Source organism: Novosphingobium hassiacum, from assembly GCF_014196055.1.
Lineage (GTDB): Bacteria > Pseudomonadota > Alphaproteobacteria > Sphingomonadales > Sphingomonadaceae > Novosphingobium > Novosphingobium hassiacum.
Map to the genome: position 1 here is coordinate 160,348 of NZ_JACICY010000007.1, position 14,383 is coordinate 174,730.

12 protein-coding genes are annotated in these 14,383 nt (G+C 63.6%); 9 read left to right on the plus strand and 3 right to left on the minus strand.

The features are described from left to right. Positions 1 to 120 precede the first annotated feature (120 nt). The gene (locus GGQ88_RS14790) at positions 121 to 840 is read left to right on the plus strand and encodes a nuclear transport factor 2 family protein (protein WP_183614214.1); all 720 of its coding nucleotides are present in this window, start codon (positions 121 to 123) and stop codon (positions 838 to 840) included. A 37-nt stretch (positions 841 to 877) separates the two neighbouring features. Here the strand turns inward: GGQ88_RS14790 and GGQ88_RS14795 are convergent, their stop codons facing one another. Then, a complete protein-coding gene (locus GGQ88_RS14795; protein WP_183614215.1) occupies positions 878 to 1,369 on the minus strand; it encodes a MarR family winged helix-turn-helix transcriptional regulator in 492 nt (163 codons plus the stop codon). 174 nt (positions 1,370 to 1,543) lie between these two features. Here GGQ88_RS14795 and GGQ88_RS14800 point away from each other — a divergent pair, with 174 nt between their 5' ends. Continuing rightward, positions 1,544 to 3,883, plus strand: coding sequence for a TonB-dependent receptor (locus tag GGQ88_RS14800; protein WP_183614216.1), 2,340 nt, complete (start codon positions 1,544 to 1,546; stop codon positions 3,881 to 3,883). A gap of 99 nt (positions 3,884 to 3,982) precedes the next feature. Further along, positions 3,983 to 5,452: an aldehyde dehydrogenase gene (locus GGQ88_RS14805; protein WP_183614217.1), complete on the plus strand. Its 1,470-nt coding sequence runs from the start codon at positions 3,983 to 3,985 to the stop codon at positions 5,450 to 5,452. Positions 5,453 to 5,504: 52 nt separating this feature from the next. Here GGQ88_RS14805 and GGQ88_RS14810 read toward each other — a convergent pair whose 3' ends face one another. Continuing rightward, positions 5,505 to 6,161, minus strand: coding sequence for an alpha/beta hydrolase (locus GGQ88_RS14810; protein WP_183614218.1), 657 nt, complete (start codon positions 6,159 to 6,161; stop codon positions 5,505 to 5,507). Positions 6,162 to 6,337: 176 nt separating this feature from the next. On the opposite strand from GGQ88_RS14810, the gene GGQ88_RS14815 reads away from it, so the two are divergent. From GGQ88_RS14815 to GGQ88_RS14835, 5 genes are all read left to right on the plus strand, one after another. Then, the gene (locus GGQ88_RS14815) at positions 6,338 to 7,312 is read left to right on the plus strand and encodes a cysteine desulfurase family protein (protein ID WP_246386068.1); all 975 of its coding nucleotides are present in this window, start codon (positions 6,338 to 6,340) and stop codon (positions 7,310 to 7,312) included. After that, positions 7,309 to 8,391 carry a cysteine desulfurase family protein gene (locus GGQ88_RS14820; protein ID WP_183614220.1) on the plus strand — a complete coding sequence of 361 codons (1,083 nt, stop codon included), beginning with the start codon at positions 7,309 to 7,311 and terminating at the stop codon, positions 8,389 to 8,391. The genes GGQ88_RS14815 and GGQ88_RS14820 overlap by 4 nt, the downstream gene beginning before the upstream one ends. Before the next feature lie 2 nt (positions 8,392 to 8,393). Beyond that, complete coding sequence (locus GGQ88_RS14825; RefSeq protein WP_183614221.1) at positions 8,394 to 8,726, plus strand: 2Fe-2S iron-sulfur cluster-binding protein; 333 nt, start codon at positions 8,394 to 8,396, stop codon at positions 8,724 to 8,726. A 176-nt stretch (positions 8,727 to 8,902) separates the two neighbouring features. Beyond that, positions 8,903 to 10,093, plus strand: a complete 1,191-nt coding sequence (locus tag GGQ88_RS14830; protein WP_183614222.1) for a mechanosensitive ion channel family protein — start codon at positions 8,903 to 8,905, stop codon at positions 10,091 to 10,093. A gap of 59 nt (positions 10,094 to 10,152) precedes the next feature. After that, a complete protein-coding gene (locus GGQ88_RS14835) occupies positions 10,153 to 11,310 on the plus strand; it encodes an iron-containing alcohol dehydrogenase (protein WP_183614223.1) in 1,158 nt (385 codons plus the stop codon). Positions 11,311 to 11,362: 52 nt separating this feature from the next. Here GGQ88_RS14835 and GGQ88_RS14840 read toward each other — a convergent pair whose 3' ends face one another. After that, a complete protein-coding gene (locus GGQ88_RS14840; protein WP_183614224.1) occupies positions 11,363 to 11,887 on the minus strand; it encodes a type 1 glutamine amidotransferase domain-containing protein in 525 nt (174 codons plus the stop codon). 135 nt (positions 11,888 to 12,022) lie between these two features. On the opposite strand from GGQ88_RS14840, the gene parC reads away from it, so the two are divergent. Next, on the plus strand, positions 12,023 to 14,311 hold the full coding sequence (parC, locus tag GGQ88_RS14845; protein WP_183614225.1) for a DNA topoisomerase IV subunit A: 2,289 nt from the start codon (positions 12,023 to 12,025) through the stop codon (positions 14,309 to 14,311). Positions 14,312 to 14,383: the final 72 nt, after the last annotated feature.

A 14,383-nucleotide genomic window follows, 5' to 3' on the forward strand; every position in this document is an offset into this window, starting at 1 on the left:
GAAACAAGTCGCCCTCAGCGGGGCGAGCGGGAAAACGCAGGCGCAGTGAAAATTCCGCTCGCAATCGCCCCTAGAATTGTTAGTGTTACATACAAATTATCTGACTTGGGAGAGTCGCAGATGTCCAATGTCGATACGCGGCTTGCCGCGCTCGAAGCCCGCGTCACCGAGCTTGAGGACCTGAACGCCATACGCCGCCTGCAGTGGGCTTATGGCTACTACATAGATTACAACCGGCCCGAGGAAGTGGCAGGCCTGTTCTCCAAGGACGGCGCGGTCGTGTTCCTGTCGGGCGAATACCGCGGTTACGAAGGGGTGATGCGGCTCTACGGAACGTGGTTCCAGAACCTGTTCACCGATGGCCGTCGCGGCCCGGTCCACGGGCTGCTGCTCGATCATTTCCAATTGCAGGATGTGATCACCATCGCGCCCGACGGGCAGACCGCCAAGGGCCGCTTCCGCGGCATCCTGGCCGGCGGCTGGCATGACGATATCGTCGGTGCCAAGCCTGAGGGGATGCCCCAGCAATTCTGGGAATCGGGCATGTACGAGAACGACTACGTCAAGGAAGACGGGGTCTGGAAGATCAAACGGCTCGACTACATGATGCAGTGGCAGGCCGATTACGAAAGCGGCTGGGCCAAGACGGTCGCGCATTTACAGCCAGCTGTGGTGTGTTTTCCCGAAAATCCGATCGGGCCCGATGTGATCCTGCCCGACAAGGAAGTGCGCCAGACCTGGCCGCACCGTCAGGAAGTGCCGATGAGCTTTGCGCATCCGGTGCTGGCGAAATCGTTCGCGGTCGGCGACTTCACCAAGCTGCAGACGAAGTGGCCTTGATTCTGGGGCAGGGTCAGGAGGGGTGAGCGTTCTCGGTTCAAACGCTCCAGCGGCCGATCCGCGCGAGAACGGCGGCAGCGACCCGGCGGAACGCCTCGCGATCCCGCTGGGGCACGCCTTTGAACAGGTCGGCACCGACGGTGGTCATTGCGGGAATGGTGTCCGCGAACAGGCGTTCCCCATCCTGGCTGAGGCGCACCGGTTTGCGCCTGCGGTTCGACCGATCAAGCCCGGGTTCGACCAGCCCGCGCTCCATCAGGCCGGTGATCGCGCGGCTGACGTTCATCGGGGCGACGCCCATGATCTCGCAGAGTTCGTGGCCCGCCAGTTCACCCTCGCCGCCGAGCGCCAGCACGATGCGCAAGTCGGTCGTGGTCAGGCCGAGCGGGTCCGCAACGCCTTCGCGCATCGGCCCACCGATGAAGGTGCCCAGCTTGAGCAGGTCGATGAGCAGTGCGACATCGCCTTCGACAGCGATGCCGTCGAGCGCGGACTTCGGGTTCTGCCGGGGCAACTGCGACGTGGTCATAGCACGCCTGTATCGCCGGGTTTTGACTGGTCGGCAAGAGGTCGGGTGTGGACTTTGTGCATCACAAATCCGGCCGCGCAATCGTCGCAAATGTTAGGCTTGCAAATCGCAATTTAGTATGTCTTACTAACAAACATCAAGCTGTTCCGCAGAGAACATACAGGAGAGGGGTTTATGGCAATCGCCAATCGTACCACATCATTCGTGCGCCTTTTTGCCGCCGCCAGCACCGCTGCGCTAGCGCTGGGAACTGCCATGCCTGCGTTCGCGCAGGAAGCTCAGAACCAGGCTCAGGCCGAAGAGACCGCCACCAACCGCGAAATCGTCGTCACCGCGCAATTCCGCGAACAGCGACTGCAGGATACGCCGCTCTCGATCACCGCTGTCGATGCCACGCTGCTTGCTTCGCGCAACCAGACCGACATCGCGCAGATCGCGCAGCAGGCTCCGAATGTCACGCTCAACGCCATGGGCGGCGCCTTCGGCTCGTCGCTCGGCGCGTCGATCCGCGGCGTCGGCCAGTTCGATTTCAATCCCGCGTATGAGCCCGGCGTCGGTCTCTATGTCGATGACGTCTATTACGCCACACTGACCGGCGGCATCTTCGATCTGCTCGATCTCGAGCGCGTCGAAGTCCTGCGCGGACCGCAGGGCACGCTCACCGGGCGCAACGCCATCGGCGGCGCGATCAAGCTGTTCTCGAAGAAGCCAACCAACGAAAACTCGGGCATGGTCGAGGCCGTCTACGGCAGCCGCAACCGCGTCGATATTCGTGGCAGCGCGAACTTCGTGCTTGCACAGGATCTCTCTGCCCGCGTTTCGGGCGTCTACAAGCGCCAGAACGGCTACGTCGATCAGATCGACTACGGCTGCGCAAAGCCGGGCAACCCGCAGGGCATCACCGGGCGCGCAGGTTCAGGTTCGGACTGCGTGATCGATAAGCTGGGCGAAAAGGGCTACGCTGGCCTGCGTGGCTCGCTTCGCTACAACCCGGGCGACAATTTCGACGTGGTGATCATCGGCGACTACACGCATGAAGAGCGCACCAATTCGGCCGAAGTGATCTCGCTGATCAACCCCGCCCGCATTACCAATGCCTATGCCTGCGGTCGCTTCTGCACCTACGCCAACTTCTACGCGCCGGCCGGTGGACAGGTCAGCCAGGCCTACGAAATGCCGAACCGTCTGAAGTTCGACGGCTACGGTTTCTCGGCCAACATGACCGTGGGCCTGAACGATTCTCTGAATGTGCAATCGATCACCGCCTATCGCAACTATCGCCAAAGGTGGGGCACGGACGATGACTTCACGCCGGACCTCGCCATCGCGGGCCAAGGCTACAATGACCTCAAGTTCTGGTTTTTCAGTCAGGAACTGCGCGTCAACGGGCAGATCGGTGACAACATCGACTTCACCGTCGGCGGCTTCTATTCCGACCAGCGTTCAGTGTACTTCACCCGTCAGGACATCCGCTACATTGCGCCGGGGCTGAACTTCCAGTTCCTCGGCAACGATCCGGTCAACGCAGACAGCAAGGCATTGTTCGGCACGCTCATCGCCCGTCCGATCGAAGGTCTGACCCTCACCGGCGGCCTGCGCTACACCAAGGAAAGCAAGGACTACACGTTCGTTCGCAAGAACTACAACGGCACGGTTTCGACCTTCCTCGGTGCGCTCGATGGCGTCAAGGCAGTCTACTCTGGCGACAAGGTCGACTGGCGCGTTTCGGCCGACTACCGCTTCAGCCCCGAAGTTCTGGCCTATGTCACGGTCAGCACCGGCTTCAAGGGTGGTGGTGTCACCGCCCGTCCATTCGACGCGGCACAAGCACTCAACGGCAGCTTCGATCCTGAAACCGTCACCGCCTATGAAGCGGGCCTTAAGACCGACCTGTTCGACCGTCGCCTGCGGCTGAACTTCGCCGGCTTTATCAACGACTACAACGACATCCAGCTTCCGCTGATCTCGTGCGCCTCGCTGGGCTCGCTTGCGCCGTGCGGTGCTCGTCAGAATGCGGGCAACGGCAAGATCAAGGGCTTCGAAGTCGAGATGCAGGCCTCGCCGATCGATGGTCTGGATATCGACGCGTCGCTCAGCCACCTGACCGGCAACTACAAGAACATCGATCCGCGCGTCGGCAACGCCATCCTGCTGAGCGATCCGATCGTCACGCCCAACTGGAAGTGGAGCGCGGGCATCCAGTATCGCGCAGATCTGGGCACTGCCGGTTCGATCACGCCGCGCTTCGATTACGCACACGTCGGGCGGCAGAGTGCGGGCCGCCTCGCCGCTGGCCAGCCGATCGAATATTTCAACGCCTATGATCTGGGCAACGCACGTCTGACATGGAGAAACGCCGAGGAAGACCTCTCGATCTCGCTCGAAGTGCAGAACGTGTTCGATGAATACTACACGCCCGCCCGCTTCGTGTCGGTCTATAGCTTCACCGGCACCGGTTACAGCCAGGTTGGCCGACCGCGTGAATGGGCGGTTACCGTCCAGAAGCGCTTCTGATCGATTGCAAAGTCATGAGGGGAAGGGGCGGCCAGCGATGGTCGCCCTTTTTCCGTTGAAGACGTATCATCCTGTCGCAGCGCGCAAAGGAAAATGACGATGACCCCACCAGGCGTCAACATCGCCCACCCCGGCAAGCTCTATATTGGCGGCTGCTGGGTTCGGGCGAACTCCGGCCGGATGATCGAGCTTGTCTCACCTGACACCGAGCAGGTCATCGGGCGCGTAGCCGAAGCGGACGAGTCTGACATGGACGCAGCAGTTGCCGCCGCGCGTGAGGCGTTCGACAATGGTCCTTGGTCAACTACGCCCCCTGCAGAGCGCATCGCCACCTTTCGCCGCATGGTTGCCCATCTCGAAGCGCGTCTGCCGGAACTGGCGAAAGCGTGGACCGCGCAGATGGGTGGGCTCGCGTCGTTTGCAGGGCCGATGCACGGCGGCAGCGTGATGGCGCTGAGCGCCATCACGGGCTTTGCCGAAAGCTTCGAATTCGTCGAGCGCAGGCCCAGCCACGCCGCAGAAGCCGCGCTGATCGCCTATGAACCGGTCGGCGTCGTCGCGGCCATCGCGCCGTGGAACGGACCGTTCGGGATCATGGCCAACAAGGTTGCCTATGCGCTGCTGACGGGTTGCACGGTGATCATGAAGCCTTCGCCGGAAACCCCGCTCGAGGCGTATATCATCGCAGAGGCGGCCGAGGCGGCTGGCATTCCGGCGGGCGTGGTCAACCTTGTCACCGGACACCGCGAGGCGAGCGATCATCTGGTGTGCAACGAGGGCGTGGACAAGGTTTCGTTCACCGGATCGACGCTGGCGGGCAAGCGCATCGCGTCAGTCTGCGGCGGGCGCATGGCGCGGTGCACGCTGGAACTGGGCGGCAAGTCGGCAGCTATCATTCGCGATGACTTTCCGATCGACGCTGCCGCAAAGATGCTGACGGGCACGATCACGATGATGTCAGGTCAGGTCTGCGCGATGCTCAGCCGCGTGATCGTGCCGCGCCATCGCCAGGATGAACTGGCCGATGCGATCGCTGCCGAAATGAAGCAGGTGCGCATCGGCTATTCGGACGATCCGGATACACAACTGGGGCCTGTCGCGATGAAACGCCAGCTTGAGCGCATCGAGATGTATATCGAGGAGGGCAAGAGCACTGCGGATCTCGTGACCGGCGGCAGTCGGCCGGCGCACCTCAATCGCGGTTTTTTCATCGAGCCGACGCTGTTTGCCAATGTCCGCAATGACAGCCGCATCGCGCAGGAGGAGATTTTCGGGCCGGTGCTGAGCCTGATCCCGGTCGACGATGAGGAAGACGCGATCCGGACCGCCAATGCCAGCGCCTATGGCCTCAACGGATCGGTGCTGACCAACGACGCCGATGCCGCCTACCGCATCGCCCGGCGCATCCGCACGGGCGGTTTCGGGCAGAACGGATTGCGCATGGACTTTGGACTGCCCTTCGGCGGGTTCAAGCAATCGGGCATCGGCCGCGAGGGCGGGCGTGAGGGGCTGTTGCCCTATCTCGAGATGAAGACGATCCTGATCGACGCGATGCCAGCCACGCTTTGACATAGTGGCCCACCCCCGCCCCCTCCCACCTGCGGGAGGGGGGAAGTGAGGATCAGCGGATCGGGCAGTCGGGCGACAGGCGCATGTCGAGATAGTTGTCGACGGCGCGCATCATATCGTCGAGTTCACTCTCGAAGAAGTGGTTGGCGCGAGGCACTTCATCGTGATGGATGGTGATGTGCTTCTGCGTGCGCAGCTTGTCGACCAGCTTCTGCACAGCGCCGGGCGTCACCACAGTGTCAGCGGTGCCCTGCACGATGATTCCCGAGGCGGGGCAAGGCGCGAGGAAGCTGAAATCGTACATGTTGGCAGGCGGTGCGACCGAGATGAAGCCGCGGATTTCCGGGCGGCGCATCAGCAACTGCATGCCGATCAGCGCGCCGAACGAATAGCCCGCGATCCACGTGGTGCTGGCTTCGGGATGGATCGACTGGACCCAGTCGAGCGCCGCCGCCGCGTCGGACAGTTCGCCGATGCCGTTATCGAACGACCCTTGGCTGCGTCCGACACCGCGAAAGTTGAAGCGCAACGTGGCAAAGCCGCGCGCGACGAAGGTCTTGTACATCGCCTGGGTGATGCGATCGTTCATCGTGCCACCTGCTTGCGGATGCGGGTGGAGGATCATAGCCACCGGTGCGCGCGGGCGTGAACCGGGCTGGAAACGGCCTTCGAGACGGCCTTCGGGGCCGGGAAAAATGACTGCGGGCATTGCCTGTTCTGGTCGCCTGTGTTCTTGCCGCGACGGCAAGGAATGCCGGGGCTGGGAATTGCGTTACCGGCTATATAGAAACCAGTGTTGCGAAAGCAACTTTTCCGGGATTTGCGTTGACGATCTATCTCGACCACGCTGCGACGACGCCCATACTGCCGCAGGCGCTTGCCGCGATGGAGGAGGGGTTCCGTATCTGGGCCAATCCTTCCAGCCCGCACAAGGCCGGGCGCGCGGCGCGGGCAGCGCTGGAAGATGCGCGCGCGCGGATCAAGGCGGCGCTTGGGTGGACGGGCGAGGTGATCTTCACCAGCGGGGCGAGCGAGGCGATTGCTCTGGCCGTGTCCTCGGGCTTGCACGAACGCGTGCTTACCAGCGCGGTCGAGCATGATGCCGTGCTGCGCACGACGCGCGATGCGGTGCGTTTGCCGGTGGGCGTGGATGGACTGCTCGACTTCGCGGTGCTCGACGAGGCGCTGGGGGATGGTCCGGCACTGGTGGCGGTTCAGCAGGTCAACAGCGAGACCGGCGTGGTGCAGGATGTCGCGCGCGTGGCCGAGGCTGTGACAGCGCGGGGTGGGACTGTTCTGGTCGACGCAGCGCAAGGGGTCGCCAAACTGCCGCTGCCGCCTGCCGACATGATCGCGTTTTCGGCACACAAGTTCGGTGGGCCTATCGGGATCGGGGCGCTGCTGGTGCGCGACTATGCGCTGCTGCGCCCGACGGGAGGGCAGGAGCGCGGCTATCGGCCGGGGACTGAGCCCTTGCCGCTGGTGCTGGGCATGGCGGCGGCGCTGGAAGCGGGCGGTTCATGGCTCAAGTCCGCTTTAGCTTTGCGGGAATCCCTTACGAGTCAATTGCTTGAAATCGGGGCCGAAGTTGTCGCTCCAACCGCGCCGCGCCTTGCGACGATCGGTGCCTACCGGATGCCCGGCAAGTCGAGCACCGCGCAACTGATCCGCTTCGACGGCGCGGGCATCGCGGTCTCGGCGGGAAGTGCGTGTTCCTCGGGCTCGTTGAAGGCAAGCCACGTGCTGACGGCAATGGGCATCGAGGGCCCGAGCGAAGTGATCCGGGTGTCTATCGGGCGCGAGACGACCGAGGCGGAGATTGCGCGCTTTGTCGAAGTTTGGCGGGATATCCGGGGATGATCTACCTCGATTATCAGGCGACGACGCCGCTGGCGCCCGAAGCGCGCGAGGCGATGATGCCGTGGCTGGCAGGGCCTGAGGCTCCGGGCTTTGCCAATCCGCACAGCCCGCATCGCTATGGCCGTGCGGCGGCGGCGGCGGTCGAGGTGGCGCGGGCACAGGTGGCTGCGCTGTTTCCGGCGGGCGGGCGCGTGGTGTTCACGTCCGGGGCGACCGAGGCGCTCAATCTGGCGATCATCGGATCGCGCGCCACGCGGCTCGCGGTTTCGGCGATCGAGCATGCGGCGGTGCTGGATACGGCGCGGTTCGTTGATCCGGGCGTGGCGCTGCTGCCGGTGGACGCGGCGGGGGTTGTCGATTCCGATGCGGCGATACCGGACGGGACCGGCCTTGTCGCGGTGATGCAGGTCAACAACGAGATCGGGACGGTGCAGCCGGTCGAAGCCTTGGCTATGCGGACGCGAGCGATTGCGGCGCTTTTCCTGTGCGATGCGGTCCAAGGTGCCGGTAAGCTCGCCGCGCCCGAGGGGGCGGACCTGATCGCGGTGTCGTCGCACAAGCTCTACGGGCCGAAGGGCATCGGCGCGTTGTGGGTGCGCGACGGGGTGGAGCTTTCGCCGTTGATCCATGGCGGCGGGCAGGAGGGCGGCTTGCGGTCGGGCACGCTCAGCCCCGCGCTTTGCGCCGGGTTCGGTGCGGCTGCGGCGCTGTGCACAAGCCTGGGCACAAGCGATGCGGAACATGTGGAGAGGCTGTGGACGCTGGCTCGATCACTCTTCGCCGACTGGACGCTGAACGGCAGCGAGGAGGCGCGCTGGCACGGTAATCTCAATGTGCGGCTGGACGGGCTGGACGTGGCGCGGCTGTTGTCGGAATGTCGCAACGTGGCATTTTCCGCAGGCTCTGCCTGCGCCAGCGGGTCGGGCAGGCCAAGCCATGTCTTGCGCGCGCTGGGACTTTCGGACAGGGATAGCAAAACCGCGATCCGGCTAGGGTTCGGACGCTATACACGGGACGATGATCTGATCGAGGCCGCAGCGGCAATCCATGCCGCTGTGAGGTCGCAGGGAGTCTTGTAGTCATGGTCCGCGTCACCTTCGTAACTCCCCAGGGCGAAAAGATCGCCGCTGAAGGCGAGGCCGGGACGCGCCTGCTCGAACTGGGCCAGGCCAAGGGCATGCCGCTCGAAGGCACCTGCGAAGGCCAGATGGCCTGCTCCACTTGCCACGTCGTGATCGACCCCGACTGGTTCGCCAAAGTACCGCCTGCGGTGGACGATGAGGAAGACATGCTCGACCTTGCTGCCGGGGTGACGCGCACCAGCCGCCTGTCGTGTCAGATCGAACTGACCGAGGCGATCGACGGGCTGATCGTCCATATTCCCGCAGAAGCACGGGATATGCAGGGGCGGTAGTCCCGGCTGGTCCGGATAGGCGCCCGGGCCAACGCCATTCGGGAACCTAGTTCGGGCCGGGGCTTTAAGAACACAGGAATGGCTGCTTTGCGCCGTTTCTCGACGGGCGTGCGCGTGGTCGCGCATCTGCAGCCCGTTCATTCCGGCAAGAACATGCAAAGGACATCTGCCGCCTCATGCAGATCATCAAGACATCACCCACGCCTCCTCCCGCAGCCAAGGACATAACCGCACAAGCCCAGCTTCTGATGTCGGAAACGACAAGCTGGCTTGCAGAGAACTGGCTTAAAATCGCCATCGCCGTCGGCTTTGCCGTCCTGATCGTGCTGCTGCTGCTCACCCTGCAGAAGCTGTCTCAGCGTCTTTGCCGCGAGGACGACGCGCTGGTGAACTGGCGCACGATCGTCGGTCGCATGGCGGCGCGCACGAAATTCTGGTTTATTGTGATCATCGCGGCGCGGATCGTGGCGGGATATGCCGAGACGCCGGTCCTGCTGGACAAGACGATCAGCTTTTTGTTCACCATCGCTGTGACGGTTCAGGCTGCGATCTGGGCGCGCGAACTGGTGTTGGGCCTTGTCGAGCACCGTGCAGGCGGCGCGCAGCATGCCAATGGCGCGCTGAATTCGGCGATGAATATCATCCGCGCCTTGGTCACGTTCCTTGTGTTCGCAATCGCTAGCGTGCTGATTCTGGGCAATCTCGGCGTCAATGTGACGGGACTGATCGCAGGCCTTGGCGTAGGTGGCATCGCCATCGGTCTTGCTGCGCAGGGTGTTTTTTCCGATTTGTTCGCTGGGATATCGATCCTGTTCGACCGCCCGTTCAAGGTCGGCGAAAAGGTGGCGTTTGGCGACATCATCGGGGTCGTCGAGCAGATCGGCATGCGCTCCACGCGCATCCGCCTGTTCACCGGCGAGTTGCTGATCATTTCCAACAAGAACCTGATGGACAAGGAAATCCGCAACGTCACCAAGCGCGATCACATCCGCCTGACGTTCATGCTGGGCGTTACCTACGAAACTCCCAGCGCGACGCTTGCCCGCATTCCCGGGATGCTGCACGAGCTGGGCGAAGCCCAAGGCGCCAAGGTCGCGCGGGCGGGGTTCGAAGGATTCGGCGAAAGCTCGCTCGACTTCCAGTTCATCGTCGACGTGCATGGTTCCGACTGGGGCGTTGCGCACCCGTTGCGCGACCGTTTGCTCGTGGCGATCATGGACCGCTTTGCCGCAGAGGGCATTGGCTTGGCCTACCCCACGCAGACGTCGTACACCGCCGCACCAGACGGCACGATCATCATGCCATACCCCGAAGTGAACGTGGTTGCAGGAGACCTGACCGCTGTAGCGGCAGCGCACCACACGTAATCCCCTTGCGCCCATGCCGGTATTGCGGTTGCATGGCGGCGCAATCGGAGAGGATGCGCATGGTCGAAATCAGTTTGCCACGGATCGTGCGGGTGGGCGGCGGTACTATCAACGATCTTCCCGAAGTCCTGGCGCGCTGCGGGCTGTCACGGCCATTTGTGGTGACCGATGCGTTTCTGGTGCAGTCCGGCCTGGTCGCGCGGATGATCGACGTGCTGGAAAGCGCAGGCCTTTCGGCGCAAGTCTTTGCCGAGACGGTGCCCGATCCGACCGTGGCAGTGGTCGAGGCGGCGCTTGAGGCGTTGCGCTGGAGCGGGTGCGATTGCGTGATCGGATTCGGTGGGGGCAGTCCGATCGACACGGCCAAGGTGATTGCCGCGCTGGCGCTTGATCCGCGACCGATTCCGACGATGAAAGCTCCGGCTGTGACGGATGTCCCGGGCCTGCCGATCATCGCGGTGCCGACGACGGCGGGGACCGGGTCGGAAGCCACCCGGTTTACCATCGTCACCGATGAGGCGAGCAACGAGAAAATGCTCTGTGCAGGGCTAGCCTTCCTGCCGACTATCGCGATCGTCGATTTCGAACTGACCATGGGTAAACCTGTGCGGCTGACGGCGGATACCGGGATCGATTCGCTGACCCATGCGATCGAGGCCTATGTGTCGCGCCGGGCCAATGCGTTCTCGGATGCGATGGCGCTCTCTGCCATGAAGCTGATCGCGCCCAACATCCGCACCGCCTGTGCCGAGCCTGGCAATCGCGCCGCGCGTGAGGCGATGATGGTGGGCGCGCATCATGCGGGGATCGCGTTCTCCAACGCCAGCGTGGCGTTGGTGCACGGGATGAGCCGTCCGATCGGCGCGTTCTTCCACGTGCCGCACGGGCTGTCCAACGCGATGCTGCTGCCTGCGGTGACGGCGTTCTCGGCACCGTCGGCGCTGGGGCGCTATGCAGAATGTGCCCGCGCGATGGGTGTGGCGAGTGAGGATGAGGGCGATCAGGCGGCGGTAGCGCGATTGCTGGAGGAGCTTGCGGCGCTGAACGCCGATCTGTCGGTGCCGACGCCGCGCTCGCATGGCATATCTCAAGCGCAGTGGACCCAATTAGCGCCCGAAATGGCGCGGCAGGCGATTGCTTCGGGGTCACCTGCGAACAACCCGCGGATTGCCGATGCGGGCGAGATCGAGGGGCTTTACGCGGAGGTTTTTGGGTAGCGCGTTCCCCTCTCCCAACCCTCTCCCCTGATGGGGAGAGGGCTTTTTCACATCAATCCGACAGCGCGTCGATCAGCGCCTGCGAGAATGCCGGAATGTCATCGGGGTTGCGGCTGGTGATGAAGTTGCCGTCGATGGCGACTTCCTCGTCCACCACGTCGGCGCCGGCATTGGCGAGGTCGGTGCGGATCGAGGGCCAGCTGGTGACGGTGCGCCCATCGAGGATGTCCGCTTCGGCCATTAGCCACGGTGCGTGGCAAATTGCCGCGATGGTCTTTCCGGCATCGTCGAAGTCGTTGATCAGGTCGATCGCGTCGTCGTTCATGCGCAGGATGTCGGGGTTCATCTGGCCGCCTGGGAGCAGCAGGGCGTCGAATTCGTCGACCACGACCTGATCGATCGTGAGATCCACAGACACGCTGTCGCCCCAGTTCTTGTCCTTCCAGCCCTTGATCGAGCCGGACGCGATGCTGGCGACGACGGTTTCGAAGCCGGCGTCTTCCAGTGCCTTCTTCGGGTCCATCAGTTCGGACTGTTCGAAGCCATCGGTCGCAAGGATGAGGATGCGCTTGGTCATGGGTGTTCTCCGGGGAAGGGGGTGCCTGCCGTCAGCGGCGGGCCTGCCCCTACAATTGACGGTGGGTAGGGTTGTTCCCCAGCTTTCCGCGCGTGGCCTTCCGTTCGTCGGGTCGCGTTGCTAGGACGTTCCGCCATGGCGATCACCAAAGACAACGACCCCGATCCGTTCGACGCAATCGTCGATGCCCCGTTCGATTCGGCGCTTTCCGAACGCTATCTCGTCTATGCGATGTCGACGATCACCGCGCGCTCGCTTCCCGATCTGCGCGACGGGCTGAAGCCGGTACACCGCCGCCTGTTGTGGGCGATGCGGCAGCTGAAGCTCGACGCCACGGGCGCGTTCAAGAAATCGGCGCGCGTGGTCGGCGACGTGATCGGCAAGTATCACCCGCATGGCGATTCGAGCGTCTACGATGCGATGGTCCGCCTCGCGCAGGATTTCGCGCTGCGCTATCCGCTGGTCGAGGGGCAAGGCAACTTCGGCAATATCGACGGCGATAATGCCGCCGCCTACCGCTATACCGAGGCGCGCCTGACCCGCACGGCGATGCGCCTGATGGCGGGGCTGGAAGACGGCACGGTCGATTTCCACCCGACGTACAACGGCGAAGAGGAAGAGCCCGAGATATTCCCGGGCCTGTTCCCCAATCTATTGGCCAACGGCTCCAGCGGGATCGCGGTGGGCATGGCGACCAACATCCCGAGCCACAATGTGGCCGAGATCGTCGATGCCACGCTGCTGCTGATCGACAATCCGGCGGTCGAGCACGAACAGCTGATGCAGGTGTTCCACGGTCCCGACCTGCCGACGGGCGGCATCGTGGTCGATAGTCCGGCGGCGATTTCGGCGGCCTACGCCAGCGGACGCGGCGCGATCCGGGTGCGCGGGCGGTTTTCGACCGGGCGCGACGCTGACGGCAATTGGGAAGAGACCGGGATCGAGAAGCTGGGCAGCGGCCAGTGGCAGCTGGTTATCTCGGAAATCCCCTATCAGGTGCAGAAGGGCAAGCTGATCGAGCAGATCGCGCAGCTTATCGCCGACAAGAAGCTGCCGATCCTTGAAGATGTGCGCGATGAATCGGACGAGCAAATCCGGCTGGTGCTGGTCCCCAAGAGCCGCAACATCGATCCCGATCTGCTCAAGGAATCGCTGTTCCGGCTGACCGATCTGGAAAACCGTTTCGGGCTCAATCTCAACGTGCTCGACGCGCGGCGCACGCCGGGTGTGCTTGGCCTGAAGCTGATGCTGCAGGAATGGGTGATCGCCCAGATCGACATCTTGCTGCGCCGTTCGCGCCATCGGCTGGAAAAGATCGCCGCCCGGCTCGAACTGGTCGGCGGCTACATCATCGCCTACCTCAATCTCGACCGGATTATCGAGATCATCCGCAGCGAGGACGAGCCCAAGCCGGTGATGATGGCCGAGTTCGAGCTGACCGACCGGCAGGCCGAAGCGATCCTCAACATGCGGCTGCGCAGTTTGCGCAAGCTTGAGGAAATGGAGCTGCGCAAGGAGCTTGAGGAGCTGAAAGCCGAGCAGGAAGAGCTGCAGAAGCTGCTGGATAACCCCGCCAAGCAGCGCACCCGCCTGAAGCGCGACCTGAACGCGCTGCGCAAGGAGTATTCCGAGGACACCCCGCTCGGCCGCCGCCGCACGACGATTGCCGAAGCCGCGCCGACGCGCGAGTTCAGCATGGACGCGATGATCGAGAAGGAGCCGGTGACGGTGATCCTCTCGGCCAAGGGCTGGATCAGGGCGGCCAAGGGGCATCTGCCGCTGGATGGCGATTTCAAGTTCAAGGAAGGCGATGGCCCTGCCTTCGCGCTGCATTGCCAGACGACCGACAAGCTACTGGTGGCGATCGACAACGGGCGCTTTTACACGCTGGGCGCCGACAAGCTGCCCGGCGCGCGCGGCTTTGGTGAGCCGATCCGCACGATGGTCGATATCGATTCCGATGCGCATATCGTCAGCCTGGTGATCCACAAGGCCAAGGGGCAGTTGCTGCTGGCAGCCAATTCGGGGCGCGGGTTTGCCGCCGAGATGGACGAGCTGCTGGCCGAAACGCGCAAAGGGCGCGGCGTGGTATCGACCAAGCCGGGCGTGAAGCTGGCCGTGGTCCGCGAGATCGCCGCCGAACACGATCACGTTGCGGTGATCGGCGATAACCGCAAACTGGTGGTCTTCGCGCTGTCCGAAGTGCCGCTGCTGGCCAAAGGGCAGGGGGTGACGCTGCAACGCTACAAGGACGGCGGCATGGCCGATGTGGTCACGATCAAGCTGGAAGACGGGCTGTCGTGGACGATGGGCGGCGAAAGCGGTCGGACGCGGACCGAGAAGGACCTGCTGCCGTGGAAGGTCGCACGCGGTGCTGCCGGCAGGTTGCCGCCGAACGGGTTTCCGCGGGATAACAAGTTTTGATCCTTGCACTCGGCGTCCCCGCGAAGCCGGGGACCTCAGGAGATTGTGCGATCAGGCCTGAGGCCCCCGCCT

Excerpts from the sequence above, each read along its gene's own strand:
- GGQ88_RS14815 (WP_246386068.1), top strand. The coding sequence starts at position 6,338 with ATGGAGGAGGGGTTCCGTATCTGGGCCAATCCTTCCAGCCCGCACAAG.
- GGQ88_RS14820 (WP_183614220.1), top strand. The coding sequence starts at position 7,309 with ATGATCTACCTCGATTATCAGGCGACGACGCCGCTGGCGCCCGAAGCG.
- parC (WP_183614225.1), top strand. The coding sequence starts at position 12,023 with ATGGCGATCACCAAAGACAACGACCCCGATCCGTTCGACGCAATCGTC.
- GGQ88_RS14825 (WP_183614221.1), top strand. The coding sequence starts at position 8,394 with ATGGTCCGCGTCACCTTCGTAACTCCCCAGGGCGAAAAGATCGCCGCT.
- GGQ88_RS14840 (WP_183614224.1), bottom strand. The coding sequence starts at position 11,887 with ATGACCAAGCGCATCCTCATCCTTGCGACCGATGGCTTCGAACAGTCC.
- GGQ88_RS14795 (WP_183614215.1), bottom strand. The coding sequence starts at position 1,369 with ATGACCACGTCGCAGTTGCCCCGGCAGAACCCGAAGTCCGCGCTCGAC.
- GGQ88_RS14805 (WP_183614217.1), top strand. The coding sequence starts at position 3,983 with ATGACCCCACCAGGCGTCAACATCGCCCACCCCGGCAAGCTCTATATT.
- GGQ88_RS14830 (WP_183614222.1), top strand. The coding sequence starts at position 8,903 with ATGCAGATCATCAAGACATCACCCACGCCTCCTCCCGCAGCCAAGGAC.
- GGQ88_RS14835 (WP_183614223.1), top strand. The coding sequence starts at position 10,153 with ATGGTCGAAATCAGTTTGCCACGGATCGTGCGGGTGGGCGGCGGTACT.
- GGQ88_RS14810 (WP_183614218.1), bottom strand. The coding sequence starts at position 6,161 with ATGCCCGCAGTCATTTTTCCCGGCCCCGAAGGCCGTCTCGAAGGCCGT.
- GGQ88_RS14800 (WP_183614216.1), top strand. The coding sequence starts at position 1,544 with ATGGCAATCGCCAATCGTACCACATCATTCGTGCGCCTTTTTGCCGCC.
- GGQ88_RS14790 (WP_183614214.1), top strand. The coding sequence starts at position 121 with ATGTCCAATGTCGATACGCGGCTTGCCGCGCTCGAAGCCCGCGTCACC.